Annotated in this window: 3 protein-coding genes and 1 pseudogene; 3 read left to right on the top strand and 1 reads right to left on the bottom strand. The window is 74.0% G+C overall.

The genetic code is table 11. The annotated features are described in order from the left end of the window. Positions 1–59 precede the first annotated feature (59 nt). Complete coding sequence (locus QOZ89_RS34350) at positions 60–7,238, top strand: neuraminidase-like domain-containing protein (RefSeq protein WP_312627946.1); 7,179 nt, start codon at positions 60–62, stop codon at positions 7,236–7,238. Further along, on the top strand, positions 7,235–11,080 hold the full coding sequence (locus tag QOZ89_RS34345) for a Tc toxin subunit A-related protein (RefSeq protein WP_312627945.1): 3,846 nt from the start codon (positions 7,235–7,237) through the stop codon (positions 11,078–11,080). Before QOZ89_RS34350 ends, QOZ89_RS34345 begins: the two co-directional genes overlap by 4 nt. 8 nt (positions 11,081–11,088) lie before the next feature. On the opposite strand, the gene QOZ89_RS34340 is transcribed toward QOZ89_RS34345, so the two are convergent. Continuing rightward, positions 11,089–14,004, bottom strand: coding sequence for an AAA family ATPase (locus tag QOZ89_RS34340; protein WP_312627944.1), 2,916 nt, complete (start codon positions 14,002–14,004; stop codon positions 11,089–11,091). Between the two features lie 226 nt (positions 14,005–14,230). Here QOZ89_RS34340 and QOZ89_RS34335 point away from each other — a divergent pair. Continuing rightward, positions 14,231–14,776, top strand: a pseudogene (locus QOZ89_RS34335) (integrase); the annotation flags it as partial. Positions 14,777–15,240 lie beyond the last annotated feature (464 nt).

The raw sequence follows: 15,240 nt of genomic DNA, 5'->3' as shown, positions 1-15,240 counted from the left end.
CAATGGTCACAAGCGATCTGCAGCTGTCGACGTGAAGCCGTCGGGACAGGGGTTCGGTGATGAAAAGGATCACGGCTGGGCTGCGCCCGGGGATGGGCGGGGCCGCTGTCGGGGATCTGCAGGACGGGCTGGTGGTGGTGCTCGACCGGCGGGTGCTCGAGCTGGCCGACGACGTCCGGGCCCAGTTGGTCGTGCCGCTGGTGGCGGAGCGGCAGGAGGCGCGGTACGGCGACGGGACGGCGAAGGTCGTGGCGCTGTTCCAGGAGCGGCGAGGGCTGGCGGCGACCGGCGAGGTGGACGACGCGACGGCGCGGGCGCTCAACCGCGAGCTGGAGCGGCTGGGCGAGCTCGACGGCGGCGTCGACGGTCCGCCGTCGCGGTACCTGGTCGCCGGGCTGGTCACCGACGGCGAGGCCGCGCCCGGCGTGGGCCTGCGGGTGGACGCGTGGCACCTCGGCGAGGGCGCGCGGGTCCGGCTCGGCACCGACACCACCGACGCGGGCGGCCGGTACACGATCGCCTACCAGGGGCTGCCGGACGGCGGCGCGCTCCGCCTGCTGCTGACGGTCGCGGCCGGCCCGGACGGCGAGCAGCTCACCAGGTCCGACGTGATCGACGGCGTCCGGCCGCTGGAGACCGTCGACCTGCGGTTCTTCGCCCCGGCCGTCCCAGCCCGCACGCTCGCCGGCACGGTGCTGCTCACCCACGGCGTCCCGGCGGCCAACCTGAGCCTGCGCCTGTACCGCCGCGGCTTCGGCGGCACGCTGACCCGCCTCGACTCCACCACCACCGCGGCCGACGGCCGTTACACGTTCGGCTACGACCCGGGCGGGCGGGCCGTCTCCCTCGAGGTCCGGGCCGTGACGGCCGACGGCGAGGAGATCGGGCTGTCGAAGCCGCTCACCCACCTGGGCGGCGAGCCGACGGTGCGGGCCGACCTGATCGCGCCGGCCGGCGCCGTCCGGGCGGAAGCGGAGTACCTCCGGCTGACCGCCGCCCTCGGCCCGCACCTGCCCGGGCCGGAGGCGCTGGCCACCGCCCGGGAGGACGCCGAGCGCCAGGACCTGTCGGGTCTCAACGCGCTCACCGGCTGGGACGCCCGGCTGCTCGCGCTGGCGGCCGTCGCCGAGCGGCTGCGCGCCGACCCGGACGCCGCGGCGCTGCCGGCGCAGGGCCTGTACGGCCTGTTCCGCGCCGGCCTGCCGACCGACAAGCACCTGCTGGCGACCGTCGCCCCGGACGTCGTCGCGGACACGCTCACCGGCCTGCACGGCCGCGGCATCGTGGCGATGACCCCGGCGGAGATCAACGAGTTCCGGACGGGTTTCGCCGCCTTCGCCCGGAAGACCCGCCTCGGCCTGCCCGCCCCGGGCTCGTCGAGCACCGTCGGCGAGCTGCTCGACCTGGCGGGGATCGGCGACGCCCAGGACACGTTCGTCGACGTCCTCCTGCGCGGCGGCGACCCGGAACACCGGGACGGGGCGCGCGCGGACGACGCGCCGGCGGGTGCCCGCGGCGGCGCGGGGTCGCCGCTGTGGGACCGGGCCCGGGCCGCGGGCGTGCCGGAGGCCGCGATCGGGAAGCTGCGCTGGCAGGGCAAGCTCGCGTACCTGGCGGGCAACGGCGCACGCGTCACCGAGCTGCTCATGTCCGAGCTGACCGACGACGAGACGCCGCCCGAGGCCGGCGCCGGGGCTGTGCCTCTCCGGTTCAAGGACCCGGCGACGCTCGTCGACAAGGGTCTGCACAGTGCCGGCGAGTGGAAGCGGCGGGTGCGCGCGCTCGCGGCGGACGACACGGCGCTGGGCGCGCTGATCCCCGCCCGGTACCGGGGCGAGACCGTCGAGGCGCGCCTCGACGGCTACTCCGCGGACCTGGCCCGCAAGATCCGCCTGAGCTATCCCACCCAGGTCGTCACCCGGCTGGTCGCGACCGGCGCGCTCGACCTCGGCCCGGACCGCGACGGCACGGTCGCGCTGCTCACCGCCGCGGCCGGCGCCGGCTTCCGCCTCGGGCACACCCCGGTCGACGCTTTCCTGACCGCCGATCACGCCCCGACGGCCGGGCTCGAACCGGCCGAGCTGACGGCCGCGACCGAGCAGGTCAGGATGCTGCACCGGATCTACCAGCTGACCCCGACCGACGAGGCGATGCCGGTGCTCCTCAAGCTCGGCCTCACCTCGGCCCACGACATCAGCGCGCTCCGGGAGACGGATTTCCACCGCGTCTACCAGGCCGAATACCTCGAGATCCACGGCGAGTCCCCACCCAGGGAGCTCACCCGGCTGATCTCGCGGAAGGCGAAGCAGATCAGCGCGCTGGCCTACAACCTGTTCGGCGTCACGCAACGCCTGGACACCGACCCAGGCATGTTCGCCGTCTCCGGCACGCCGGCGGCGCGCGCGGCGGCGCTCGACGGGCTCCGGTCGGCGCTGAAGAGCTACCCGACGATGGAGTCCCTGTTCGGCTCGCAGGACTTCTGCGCCTGCGAGCACTGCCGTTCCGTGCTCAGCCCGGCGGCCTACCTCGTCGACCTGCTGCAGTTCGTCGAAGGCGAGCCGCAGGCGTGGGCGAACTTCACCGCCCGCTGGCGGGCGAGTACCGGCACCGAGTACGAGCCGCCGGGCCACCTCCGGCCGTTCAGGGCGCTGACCGACCGCCGCCCCGACCTGCCGTACCTGGAGCTGACCTGCGCGAACACGTCGACGGCGCTGCCCTACATCGACGTCGTCAACGAGATCTTCGAGTACGTCGTCGCGCACAACGCCCTCGCGATGGAGGCCGCCCGGCAGACCCCGCCGGGGGCGGCCACCGAGGACCTGCTCGCCGAGCCGGCGGGCGTCGAGGCGGCCGCGTACCGGACGCTGCTCGCCGACGCCTACCCGTTGACGGCGCCGTTCGACCTGTGGCTGGAGACGGCGCGGGAGCTCTGCGCCCACCTGGGCGTGCCGCTGGCCGAGCTGCTCGACACGCTGCGGCCCACCGACGACCTGTTCGCCGGGAAGGACACGGCCTACGGCCGGGCGGAGGTCTTCGCCGAGCAGCTCGGCGTCTCCCCCGCCGAACGGGCGATCCTCACCGACCCCGACCCGCTCGCCGGCTGGTGGACGCTTTACGGGTACGCCACCCGCGACCTCGCGGTCACGCCCGACCCCGATCCCGACACCGGCCAGCGGGGCGATCTGAACTCGGCCAAGGCGCTCAGCCGGGCGCTCGGCGTCAGCTACACCGAGCTGGTCGAGCTCTTCACGACCCGGTTCGTGAACCCGGCCCTGCCCGCGGCGGCCCTCCTCACCAGGCTCGCCCTCACCGTCGCCGCCGCCCGCGCCTACGTGGCCCCGGGCAACGCCGCCTTCCTCCAGGCGAACAGGGACCTCCTCGGTGCCGAGCTCGACGACGTGCAGCGGGCCCGACTCAAAGCGCTGAACGCTGCGGACTGGACCCGGCTGACCGAGCTGGGCGCCGTCGACGCCCGCATCGTCGACCACGCCGCCCGGTTCGGCGTCACCGCGGGTGACCTCCGTGACCGGCTGGCGGCGATTCCGTTCGACAAGATCCTCGTCCTCGCCGAACCGGGTGGCAGCCCGGACTTCGACGCGACGATCGTCCGCCACGCCGACGGCGCGCCCGCCGACGCCGAGGCGTTCCTGCGGCTCAACCTGTTCGTCCGGCTGTGGCGCCGGCTCGGCTGGAGCCTCGCGGACACCGACCGGATCCTCGTCGCGCTCACCCCCGGCACCACCCCGGCCTGGTCCGACCGGCCGCTCGAGACGGCCCTGATCCACGTCGCCCACCTGCGCGCGCTGGCCGCGCGGCTGTCGCTCCCCCCGGCGGCGGCGAGGCTGCTGGCCCTGTGGTCGCCGATCCCGACCGACGGGGAGGGCTCGCCGTACGCCCAGCTGTTCCTCAACCCCCGCATCCTGGCGACCGACCCGGTCTTCGACCACCCGACCGGCGACTACCTGGACGCCGGCTGGCTGGCGGACCAGGCCGCCGGCCAGCCGGCCGGCTTCACCTTGCTCGCCGGCCACCTGCCCGCGATCCAGGGCGCCCTCGGCCTGACCGCGGGCGAGATCACGGAGATCCTCGCCGACGCCGGCCTGCCCGCGGGCACAGCCGCGCTGTCGGTCGCCAACCTGTCGGTGCTCCACCGCTACGCGCTGCTCGCGAGGGCACTGCGGCTCACCGTCCACGAGCTGATCACCCTCAAGGCCCTGTCCGGCCGCGACCCGTTCGCCCCACTCCACGACGGACCGCTCGGGGAGCTCGCGGACGACCACCCGTTCGTCGACACGCTGGGCTTCCTGGACGCCGTCGACCAGGTCCGCGCCAGCGGTTTCGCCATCGACGAGCTCGACTTCCTGCTCCGCCGCCGGGTCGACCCGAAGGGCCGCTTCCGGCCCGACCCGGCGGCCACCCGCCGCCTGGTCGCCGGCCTCGCCGACGGCCTCCGGGCGGTCCGGGCCGAGCCCACGCTGCCCGCCGACCCGGCCGCGGTGGCCGAGCGGGTCCGCGACCTGGTCGCCAGGACCGTCGCCGACCAGTCCGGCGCCGACCCGGCGACGGTCGCCGCGCTGCTCACGGACGAGAAGCTGCTCAGCCCGGCGGGCGACGGGGCCTCGGCGCTGCTCCCCCTGTTCACCGCGGCCGCCGAGGACACCGCCGATGACGCCGCCGCCGCGGCGGCGATGGACGCGGCCGTCGACGCCTACGAGCTGCTCGGCGCCGCGCTGCGGCTGGTCGGCGGGCTCGGGCTGACCACCCGCGAGACCCGCCACCTGCTGGCGCACCCCGCCGGGTGGGCCGGCGTGAACCTCGGCGAGCTGCCGATCGGGCCCACCGCGGACACGGCGGCGCAGCGGGCGGCGGCCCGCCGCCGGTTCGCGTGGTTCCGCCGGCTCGCCGAGTACGCCGCCCTCAAGGCCGAGATCGCCCCGGGCAGCGACGACCTGGTGGCGGTGTTCGAGGCAGACGCCTCCGGCGCGGCCAACCGGCTGGCTGCGTCGGTGTACCCGCTGATCGCCGCCCTGACCCGGCGCGACCCCGCCGTCGTCGCTGCCACCGCGGCGAACCTGTTCCCGACCCCCGCGACGCGCGCGTTCGGCACCGACGTGCCGGTCCGGCGGCTCTGGGAGGCGCTGCGGCTGGTCGAGCGGTTCGGCGTCCCCGTCGCGACGCTGCGCCGGTGGACGCGGATCGTAGTGCCCGACGAAGACGACACCGACACCCACCGCGCCGACGCGGCCCAGCAGCTGCGCAACGCCGTCAAGTCCCGGTACGACGACGAGACGTGGCGCCGCGCCGCCCGGCCCGTCTTCGACCGGCTGCGGCAGCGCCGGCGCGACGCGCTCGTCGCGCACGTGATGCGCCGGCACGACTTCACGCGGGTGGAGCAGCTCTACGAGCACTACCTGCTCGACCCGGGCATGGAGCCGGTCGTCCAGACGTCGCGGATCCGGCTCGCCATCGCCTCCGTGCAGCTGTTCGTCCAGCGCTGCCTGCTCGGCCAGGAGGCCCAGGTCCCGCCGGCGGCGATCGTGGCCGCCGACCAGTGGGAGTGGCTGAAGCGGTACCGGGTGTGGGAGGCCAACCGGAAGATCTTCCTGTACCCGGAGAACTGGCTGGAACCGGAGTTCCGCGACGACAAGTCGCATCTGTTCGCCGAGCTGGAGGGAAAGCTGCTGGCCGACGACGTCTCGCCCGACGCCGCCGACGCCGCCTTCCTCGGCTACCTGCGCGGCCTCGAGGAGCTGGCCCGGCTGGACGTCGTCGCGATGCACCTCGAGGAGGGCGCCACCGCGAACACCCTGCACGTCATCGGGCGGACGTTCGGCGTCCCGCACAAGCACTTCTACCGGCGCTATGCGGACTACACCTGGTCGCCTTGGGAGCCCATCGGGGTGCCGGTCGAGGGCGACCACCTGGTCCCGGCCGTGTGGCGGGAACGGCTCTACCTGTTCTGGGTGACCTTCCGCGACGAGGAGGGCGAGGCGGCGGGCGGCGCCGCCGCCAAGGCCGACCCGAACAAGGAGATCTCGCTGCCGACGGTGCAGCGCAGCGTCGAGGTCCAGCTGCACTGGACCCAGCGGGTCGACGGGGTCTGGCGCGAGCCCGAGACCAGCGAGTACGCCGGCCCGGACGCCACCAGGATCCGCCACCTGAAGGTGGACGCGGGTTTCACGCCCCGCTCGACGCCGGTGCACCTGACGGTGGTGCCCGACCCGCCCGACGGCGCGGCGGTCAAGCCGGCGCCGGCGGGCGCCCCCGCCGCGGGCCTCTACCTCACGCTTGGCGCGCCGGTCAGCAAGGCCTTCTACCTCGCCAGCCGCCACAGCCCGGTCGAGCCGAAGGTCGAACAGACCCGGCCGGCGATCCCGTTCGTCGTGTCCGCCGACGCCAAGGTTCCATGGCCGACGCGGTATGCGGGAACGGGCCGGCTGAGCGCCAGCCTGCACACCAAGATCGACACTGCGGGCGCCGACGCCCCGCCGGTCCCCCTCGACATCTTCACGCGGGCCGGCGACTTCCAGCTGCTGCCCACGAACAACGTCCTCACGCTGGGGCTGTCCGCCGAGGCCGTCGAGAAGGCCGAAAACCCCCACGCGGTCCGCGCGGCGATCGCGGGCGGCCTCGCGGAGATCGAGGCGCTGATGCGGCCGGTGTTCTTCCAGGACCGCGACCACACGCTCTTCCTCGAGCCCGAGGTCGTCGAACGGACCCTCGACGAATGGGACGACTGGGTGACCACGACCCCCGAGCAGGGCAGGTCCGCGTCGACCTGGGAACCTCCGCCGCTCGTGTTGGAGAAGGTGGTCACGCCGTCCACGCCCAAGGGTCCGCTCCAGGTCCCCACAGAGCTGTTCGATGCCGGCTCGGGCGGCGGGCTGGTCGTCCTCGACTCTCTGATCGAGACGCTGGACGCGGCCGACTGGCTGGTCAACCCGGCGACGGCGCTGCTGTTCGACGGCACCGTCGTCGGCCCGGCCGGCCGCGCCCCGATCGACCTGTTCCCCGCCGCGGCGGCGGCCGGCCGCGGCAGGGCCGTCGTCGTCGAGGTCGGCAGCGCCGTCCCCGCCGGGCACGTCGCCGTTCTCGCCGACGGCGCGGCCGGCGCCGGCGGGCTGACGATCGCGGGCGGGCTGACCATCGTCGGCGCCGGCGGCCTCGGCAGCGCGCTCGCCCAGAACCCGACGCGCGACCTGCGCCTCGGCCCACTGACCTCGGGAGTGTTCCGATGACGCCCTTCGCCTTCGACGACTCCCTCGGCCTGCACGGCGCCGTCGACCGGTCCCTCTCCCTGGCCACCAAAGCCCCGGCCAACGGGGCCCGGCAGGAGACCTACGAGACCCGGCCCCACATCCTGCGGGAACGCGAGCTCCGCTACCGGGTCAGCCTGCACGCGCATCCCTACGCCGAGTTCCTGGCGCGCCGCCTGGCCCGGGAGGGCGTCGCGGGCCTGCAGGCGGCGGACACCGAATACGCCGAAGGCGGCCCGTCGCTGCCCGAGAGCGTCGAGGTCGCGCTGCCCGCCGGCACGACCCTGACCGTGCCGGCCGACGTGGCCGGGACGCTGCTGGTGACCGACCCCGTCACAATTCCGACGACGGGGGCGGTCGACGTCGAGCTGGCAGGCTCGACACGGCTGCGTTTCCAGGGCCCGGCCTCCGTGACCACGGCCGGGGAGCTCCGCGTCACCCTGGTCGCGGGCCTGGCGGACACGCCGCCGCCGGGCAGCCCAGTCACGCTCGCCGGGCAGCCGGCCTTCCTGCCCGCCGACGCGGCCCTGTCCTGCGCCGGCGCGACGGTCGCCCTGCTGGGCGGCCTGACCGGCACCCTGCCCGCCCAGTCCAGGGTGCTGCTCCAGCGGGGCACCGAGCTGCGGCTCGCCGCGGGCACGGCGGCGACGCTGCGCGCCAGCCGCCAGGTGCCGAAGGACCTGTACCAGGACCTGATGACCGCCTACGCCCCGACCTCGCTGGTCGAGCGGCCCCGGCCGGCGCGCGACCTCGACTTCAGCTCCAACGGCGCCTACGCCGTCTACAACTGGGAGCTGTTCTTCCACGCGCCGCTGACGATGGCCGTGCACCTCAGCAAGAACGGGCACTTCGCCGAGGCGCAGCGCTGGCTGCACTACCTCTTCGACCCCACCGACACCAGCGACGGGCCCACGCCGGCGCGGTTCTGGAAGGTCCGCCCGTTCCAGAGCACCGACGTCGAACGGGTCGCGGACCTGCTCACCGGCCTGGCCGGCCCGGACAGCGCGACGCGGCGGGATACGGCCGCCAGCCTCGGCGCCTGGGAGCGCAACCCGTTCCGGCCGCACGCCGTCGCCCGGTTCCGCCCCCAGGCCTACATGTACAAGACGGTGATGACCTACCTGGACAACCTGATCGCCTGGGGCGACTCGCTGTTCCGGCAGGACACCGGCGAGGCCGTCGACGAGGCGCTCACCCTCTACCTGCTGGCCGCCAGCATCCTGGGCCCCCGCCCGAACCCGGTTCCCACCTCGGCAAGCGCCCGGCCGCGGACGTACGCGAGCCTGAGCGCCGACCTGAAGAAGTTCGGGACCGTCCTGCAAGGCCTCGAGCCCGTGCTGCCCTTCGATCTCCTGCCGCTGCCGGCTGACGACCCCGCCGTCGGCGCGGGCGACGCGGTGCCCGCCGGCTCCGGCGGCGACGCGCGCGGCGCCGTTGTCCGCTCGATCGGCCAGGCGCCGTACTTCTGCGTGCCGCCCAACGACAAGCTGCTCGGTTACTGGGACACGGTCGCCGACCGGCTTTTCAAGATCCGTAACAGCCTGAACCTGCAGGGCGTGTTCCGTCAGCTCGCCCTGTTCGAGCCGCCGATCGACCCGGCGCTGCTCGCCCGCGCCGCCGCGTCCGGCGTGGACGTCGCCGCCGTCGTCAGCGGGCTCGACCAGCCGCTGCCGCTCGTCCGGTTCACGGTGCTGGCGCAGAAGGCCGCGGAGCTGGCGAGCGAGGTGAAGGCGCTGGGCGGCACGCTGCTGTCGGCGCTGGAGAAGGAGGACGGCGAGGCGCTCGCCGCGCTGCGTTCCCGGCACGAGCGGGCCCTGCTCGACCTGACCGAGCAGGTCCGATACACACAGCTGCAGGAGAGCACGAAGGCTCGGGAGGCGCTCGAGGGGTCGCTGGCGCAGGCGGCGCACCGCTACGCCTACTACGAGCGCCAGCTCGGCCGGTCGGCCGAGGAGGTGAGCAAGGCGGTGCCCAAGCTCGCCGAGCTGGACGCCGAGGCGCTCGCGAAGCTCGCCTTCACCGCGGCCGAGCCCGCCCTCACGCCGCGCGGCATCGACGCCGACCTCGCCACCGGCGTCTTCGCCCAGGTCGCCGGGTTCCTCGCCGGCGGGAAGCTGCTCAGCTCGTACGAGGTACGCGAGACCCTGCTGCTGGAAACGGCGCAGATAGCCACGGACATCGGCAACGCGCTGTCGGTCGGCGCGTCGCTCGCGAGCGTCCTGCCGCAGCTCAGCGTCGACCTGACGCCGTGGGGAATAGGAGGCAGCCTCAGCTTCGGTGGGTCGAACATCGGCAGCGGCATCCAGGCGACAGCGGGGGCGGCCAGGGGCATCGCCGACCGGCTGAACTTCGAGGCGCGCCGAGCCGCGCGCATCGACGGATTCGCCCGGCGGGAACGGGAGTGGGCGCTGCAGAGCGGCCTCGCCGCCCTGGAGATCAACCAGATCTTCAAGCAGCTGCGGGCCGCGCAGCTCCGGGAGGCGATCGCCCGCCAGGAGCTGCGCAACCACCGCAAGCAGAAGGAGCAGGCCGCCGAGGTCGAGCTCTTCCTCAACGAGAACGGCACCGAGCGGGCCGGGAAGACCACGAACAAGGCGCTCTACGCCTGGCTGCGGCGCGAGGTCAGGGGCCTGTACGCGCAGTACTTCCAGCTCGCCTTCGACGTCGCGAAGAAGGCCGAGCAGTGCCTGCGCCACGAGCTCGGCGACGCCACGCTGTCCTACCTGAGCCAGGGCCACCCGGCCGGCCGGGAGGGGCTGCTCGCAGGCGAGCGCCTGCACTTGGACGTCAAGCGCATGGAGCTGGCCTACCTCGAGCTCAACCGGCGCGAATACGAGCTGACGAAACACGTCAGCCTGCTGCAGGTGAACCCACTGGCCCTCGTCGAGCTGCGGGCCGCGGGCACGTGCACGGTGAGCCTCGACGAGGCCCTGTTCGACCTCGATGGCCCCGGCCACTACTTCCGGCGGATCCGGGGTGTCGCCGTCAGCGTGCCTTGCGTCACCGGCCCCTATGCCGGCGTCGCCTGCACGCTCACGCTCCAGAGCAGCCGCATCCGGGTCACCGCGACGGTAGGTGACGGCGAAGCCTACGCCTACCAGGGGCCCGACGACGACAGATTCTCCGGCTTCCACGGCGGCCTGCGGTCGATCGTCACCAGCTCCGGGCAGAATGACGCCGGAATGTTCGACCCGAACGCGCCCGACGAGCGCTACCGGCCCTTCGAGAACTCCGGGGTCATCAGCACCTGGCAGCTGCGGCTGCCGGCCGACCCGGGCGCCGGCGAGCCGACGTCGTTCGACTACGACTCGATCGGCGACGTCATCCTGCACCTGCGCTACACCGCCCGCGCCGACGACGCCCTGCGCGGCGCGGCCATGGCGGACCTCAAGGACAAGATCGCCAAGGCGCGCGCGGTGGGGTCACAGCGGCTGTTCTCGCTGCGCCACGAGTTCCCCTCCGCCTGGGCCGCGTTCACCGCGGCGCCGGCCGCGGCGAACGCGTCCCGGCCGTTGACGGTCACGCTGACCGAGCGGCACCTCCCCTTCTGGAGCGCCAGTCTGTCGAAGCCCGCCGTCATCCGGGCCGCCCGCCTCATCGTCCGCTCGGAGGAGGAGGTCAAGGTCGCGGGCCCGGCGGGCAGCGAGGCGACCACCGACACCCTGGGCCCGTACCTCACCGGTCTCAGGAGCACGGTGCTCACAAAGGCGCCTATCCCGGTCCTGGGCGTCGACTGGACCGTCCGGCTGTTCGACGAGAACCGCGAGATCACCGATGCCTGGCTGGTCGTCGACTGGGGCGCACCCGACGACGAGGATCACTGACCTGAGACTCACGGGGGCGAGGGCTGGGTGATCATGAGGCGGGTGAGGTCGGTGCGGGAGCGGAGGCTGAGCTTGCGGTAAATGTGGGTGAGATGGGCCTCGACGGTCTTGCGGGACATGAACAGGGCCGCCGCGACCTCCGCGTTGCTCAGGCCCTGGCTGATGGCGCGCGCGATCCGCAGTTCCTGTGAGGTGAGCAGTCCCAGGGGCTGTGGTGGAGCCGCGGCGGTGATCGGTGAGCCCGCCGCGGCGAGTTCCGCCGCGGCCCGGCTGGCCCAGGGGCGGGCGCCGAGTGCCTCGAAGGTGGCGTGCGCGGCGCGTAACGGCTCCCGGGCCGGGCCCGGGCGGCGCAGGCGGCGCATCACCTCTCCCTCGCACAGCTGGGTCCTGGCCCGTTCGAACGGGTAGTCGTGGCGCTGGTGGGCGTCGCGAGCCAGGGCGAACGCGGCCTCGGCGTCGGCGAGGCGGTCGGCGGCCAGCCCACGGCAGCGGGCGGCGGTGGCCGCCGGCCAGGCCAGGCCGGTGGCTTCGGCGCGTTCCTCCAGCCAGTCGAGCACCTTCTCGGCCGAGCTCCGCTCGCCGCCGCGGAGGTGCGCCTCGGCGAGGTCGGCGGCGAACGGGACGACGACGGGGTTGTCGAGGCCGCCGCGCAGCGCCGGGCCCCAGGCCCGCTCGAGCTGGGTCACCGCGGGGCCGTACTCGCCGTGACTGAGATGCTCGAACCCGAGGACGGCGGCCTCGAGGATCGTCACCCCTCTGATCCGCAGGGGCCCGGCGGTGCGCCGGAGGTCGTCGATGTGCTCCTCGAACCGTGCCCGGTCTCCCCTCGCGGCGGCTATCCGGGCAAGCGAGACCAGGGAGTAGGCGATCGAGTTGGCGTGACCGAGCTCGCGGGCCCACTGGAGCGCCTCGTCCGCGTCGGCGTCGGCGTCCGCCCATCGGCCGGCCCGGATGTCCAGCTCGGCACGGACGCTCAGCGTCTGGCGCAGCAGGGCGGGGGTGCCGCGCAGCCGGGCCTGGTCGACCAGCCGGCCCAGCAGGCCGGCCGCCGCGGTGTCCTGCTCCAGCCAGGGCAGGCATTGCGCGGCCCACGCCAGCGTCTCCAGGTCGTTGCCGGGGTCGGCCGGCGAGAGCCGTGGGCGCACCGTGCTCAACAGGTCCTCGGCCTCACGCACCCGCCCGGCGAAGGCAAGGGTCTCGACCAGTGCCACCACCACAGGCAGCGGCGGCCCTTCGCCCGCCGGCGAGGTGCCCCGTCGTGGCTGGCCGGCCGTGGCGAGCGAGTACGCCCGTTGGGCGTCCAGGAGCGCGAGGTCGAACCGGCCGTCCGTCGCGGCCGGGAAGACAGCCTCCGCGAGCAGGGCGGCGGCCCCGGCGGGCTCGGTGTCCGCGAGAGTCTCCGCGGCGGCGGTCAGAAGCTGGCGCGCCTGCTCGACCCGGCCGGACCAGGCGAGGATCCGGCCGCGCAGCAGGTCGATGTCGGCCCGCAGGCCCGCGTCCGGTTCCGCGGCGGCGATCCGCGCGGCCTCCTGCGACCAGGCCATGGCCGGCCCGAGGCCGGCCAGGTAGGCGTGCCGGGCGGCCAGCAGCAGCCGTTCGGCGCGGCGGCCCGGGCGGGCAGTCAGCTCGGCGGCCCGCCGCCAGGCCAGAGCCGCGGGAGCGTAACCGCCGCGGCGGGCCGCGTCGGCCGCCACCGCGGCGAGCGACTCTGCCACCCTCTCGTCGGGTCCGGTGACGGCGGCGGCGCCGTACCACGCCTTCAGCTCCCCGGAGGACGTCTCGGTGAGAGCGCGGTAGGCCCGCAGCCGGGCCGACAGCGGCGCCCGGCGCAGGACGACCGGCCGCAGCAGCGGGTGGCGGAACCTGACCGCGAGCGGCATGGCGTCAACGCCGGCCTCCGTGTCGGTCAGCAGAAGCCCGGAATGCTGGGCAGGGTCGAGATCGGCGATGTCGAGCCCGGCCGCGGCCAAGGCCGCGGCGACGACTCCGAGGTCGCCGGACCGGCTGGCCGCGACGATCGTGAGTGCGTCCTGGGCTCGGGCGGGAAGCCGGTCGAGCCGCTTGGACCAGGCGAACTCCAGCTGGTGGCTGGGCGGCAGGTCGCCGAGCGGTGTCTCACCGCTGCGCTGAGCGGGCGACAGCAGCGCCGCGACCTCCAGCAGAGCCAGCGGGTTGCCACCGGTCCAGTCGACCAGGGACGCGAGAACGTGGTCGGTGACGCCGAGACGGTGCGCCGTGAGCAGCTGCGCGCATGCAGGCCGGGTCAGGCCACGAATGTCTATCGCGGGCAGTCCCGGCCGGTCGTACCGGTCCGGCGGGTCGGGCCGCGCGGTCAGGACGATAGCGACGCGCTCGGACGCCAGCCGGCGGGCGACGAACAGGAGCACCTGAGCCGACGAGGGATCGACCCACGGCAGGTCGTCGACGAGAACGACGAGCGGTTGGCGCTCGCTCGCCTCCGCCAGGACGTTCAGGGTCCCGGCACACGCCGGGTACGGGCTCGCGACCTCGCCCCCGGCCAGCGCCAGGCAGATCTCGAGCGCGGACCGCTGCGCCTCGGGAAGATCCGGAAGGTGCTCCCGCAGCGGGAGAAGCAGGTCCGCGAGCACGGCAAAGGGCAGCGACGCCTCCGACTCCACCCCACGTAGCCGCAGAACGCGGGCACCCACGCCGGGAGCGACCGCGGCACGGGCCGCATAGTCCAGCAGCGCGGTCTTGCCGACCCCGGGCTCTCCGCTCAGGAGCAGCGCCGCGCCCTGCCGCGACACCGCGGCAAGCACCTCGTCGAGAAGCCGCCGTTCCCGGTCCCGCCCCACGATCACGGGGCCGGATGGTCGCGCGCCGTCGCGCGGAGGAGTGTCGTCGGCCGCGTGCATGAACCCCCCGGTCGCGATCCGGCGCGAGGCTGCCGCCTCGGCCCACATCCTGCCGTGAAACTCCTGCACTGGAGGCGAAACCGGGAAAGGAGACCACCGGACCGGGCCCGGACACGGCTGCCTGGCCTGGATCTTTCGAAGGGCCCGATCTGCCGCGGGTCCGGCGGGTCGACCTGGCCAAGCCCGTCCCCCGAGGCTGTACCGTGCCAGAACCCGGTTTCGGGCGTTGACCTGGGATTTCTCCCTCCGCCGCCGTGGTGGATGATCGTGGTTCATGGTGGTGCGGCTGGTGTATCTGGTCCTGGTGCGGGTGTTCGGCTGGCTCGTCCTGCTGACCCGCAGCGACGCAGCGCGGACGACGGAACTGTTGGTACTGCGCCACGAGGTCGCGGTGCTGCGACGCCAGGTCGGACGTCCCCGGTTCAGTTGGCCAGACCGCGCGGTCCTGGCCGCGCTCGCCCGGCTGCTACCCCGGGAGGTCCGGTCGTGCCAGCTGGTGACCCCGGCGACGCTGCTGGCCTGGCATCGCCGCCTGGTCCGCCGACGATGGAGCTACCCGCACCAGGTGGGCCGCCCGCCGGTGGCCTAGGAACTGCGGACGCTGGTGATCCGCCTGGCCCGCGACAATCCCACCTGGGGGCATCGCCGCGTCCAGGGAGAACTACTCGGCCTGGGCCATCAGATCGGCGCGGGCACGATCCGTCGAATCCTCGCCGGCGCAGGTCTCGGCCCGGCACCACGACGCGACGCCGACACCACCTGGCGCACCTTCCTCCAAGCCCAGGCCAGCGGCCTGCTGGCCACCGACTTTTTCCACGTCGTGCGACGCGAAGTCGCAATGTGTGAGTGAGCCGAACGAAAGGAGGGTCGACGTGGTCGACGATTCGGCTCCGGGCTAGTGCTCACAGCCCGTCCCCGCCTCTGGCATGCGTCGTGTGTGCATTCCATGCACGGGGTGTGAAGCCCGGAGGGAAGCCCAAGGGCCGGTGATCCATCCACGGGCTACAGGCAAGGGGAAGACCGGAAGGGTGAATAAGGTGAATCCTTGATGGAAGCCCCGTTAAGAAAGAACGCCGACGATGGGACGCTGGTTCGGCGGTTAGGGCCTGCCGTTGGGAAGCGGCGGTGGCAGCTGGGGGGATGTGCCTGGCTGTGCGGGTACCACGGCCCCGGGGTACAGAGGACACCCGACACCGGCCGTATCTCACACGTGCGGAACACGGAAACCGTGCGCCACGAGGCGCCATGGCACCAAGTGGAGGTGGAAGACCTCGCCGCTGGGCT

Origin of the sequence: Pseudofrankia coriaricola (genome assembly GCF_032027725.1) — a bacterium.
Lineage (GTDB): Bacteria > Actinomycetota > Actinomycetes > Frankiales > Frankiaceae > Pseudofrankia.
This window is presented reverse-complemented; position numbering and strand designations above follow the sequence as displayed.

Coding starts and splice junctions, on each gene's coding strand:
- QOZ89_RS34350 (WP_312627946.1), top strand. CDS start 60: ATGAAAAGGATCACGGCTGGGCTGCGCCCGGGGATGGGCGGGGCCGCT.
- QOZ89_RS34345 (WP_312627945.1), top strand. CDS start 7,235: ATGACGCCCTTCGCCTTCGACGACTCCCTCGGCCTGCACGGCGCCGTC.
- QOZ89_RS34340 (WP_312627944.1), bottom strand. CDS start 14,004: ATGTGGGCCGAGGCGGCAGCCTCGCGCCGGATCGCGACCGGGGGGTTC.